The 1,092-nt window shown below is 67.6% G+C and carries 1 protein-coding gene; it reads right to left on the bottom strand.

The genetic code is table 11. The annotated features are described in order from the left end of the window. On the bottom strand, positions 1 to 988 hold a 988-nt coding region (locus AB0C26_RS46435), incomplete at its 3' end, for an IS481 family transposase (protein WP_360261786.1). Positions 989 to 1,092: the final 104 nt, after the last annotated feature.

Raw genomic sequence — 1,092 nt, 5'->3', positions numbered from 1 at the left:
TGTTCTGACCCGTGAGGTTGGGGACGCGGCTGGCGGGTGGTTGGCCGCCGAGTGCGGTGTGTCCGCGGTGATGATTGTAGGAGTGCAGCCAGGCGGGTAGGGCTTCGCGGCGTTCGGTCTCGGTCCGGTAGGGCCGGGCGTAGGCCCATTCATCCAGCATGGTGCGGTTGTAGCGCTCGACTTTGCCGTTCGTCTGAGGCCGGTAAGGGCGGGTGCGTTTGTGGCTGATGCCGGCGGTAGCGAGGGTTTCTTTCCAGAGCCGGGATCGGTAGCAGGAGCCGTTGTCGGTCAGGACACGGGCGACGGTGATGCCCTGGGCGCTGAACCAGGCCTGGGCGCGGGTCCAGAACGCGGTGGCGGTCTCCTTGGTCTCGTCGGCGAGGATTTCGGTGTAGGCCAGGCGTGAGTGGTCATCGACGGCGTTGTGCAGGTATTGGTAGCCCAGCACCGGTTCGCCGCGGCGTACGCGTTTCACGCCGGGCATGGCTGAGCGGTTGCGTGTGCCGGCGTGGCGTCCGACCATGCGGTGCCCGCCGCCGTCAGGGATGTTGCCGAGTTTCTTGATGTCGACGTGGATCATGTCGCCTGGCGCGTGGTGTTCGTAGCGGCGGATCGCTCGGCCGGTGGCCCGGTCGAGGTGGGCGAGCCGGGCGAGTCGGTAGCGGGTCAGTACCCGGTGCACGGTGGCCGGGTTCAGACCGAGGAGATAGGCGATGCGGGCGGGACCCCAGCGGCGCAGGACACGGACCTTGATGATCCGCCGTTCCGTGCGGGTCGGGGTTCGCTCGGGGCTGTGGTGTGGCCGTGACGAGCGGTCACTCATGCCGGCCGGGCCGTCGCTGCGGTAGCGGTCTGCCCAGCGTTTCGCCGTCGTCGGACTGACTTGAAAGCGTTCTGCGGCCCGACGCAGCGGCCACCGGTCCTCGATCACGCATCGGGCCAGGCGCAGCCTGCCGGTCTCGGACAAGGGTGCATTACGGTGGGGCATGAGGGCCTCCGCAGGTTCGGGGTAGGACGTCGCAATCCACACCGAACCCGAAGGCCCTCACCTATTTCAAGATCTCCCCGTCACCAACGTCCGTGGTCAGAACA

The sequence above is a fragment of the Actinoplanes sp. NPDC048796 genome (assembly GCF_040650035.1).
Taxonomy (GTDB): domain Bacteria; phylum Actinomycetota; class Actinomycetes; order Mycobacteriales; family Micromonosporaceae; genus Actinoplanes.
This window is presented reverse-complemented; position numbering and strand designations above follow the sequence as displayed.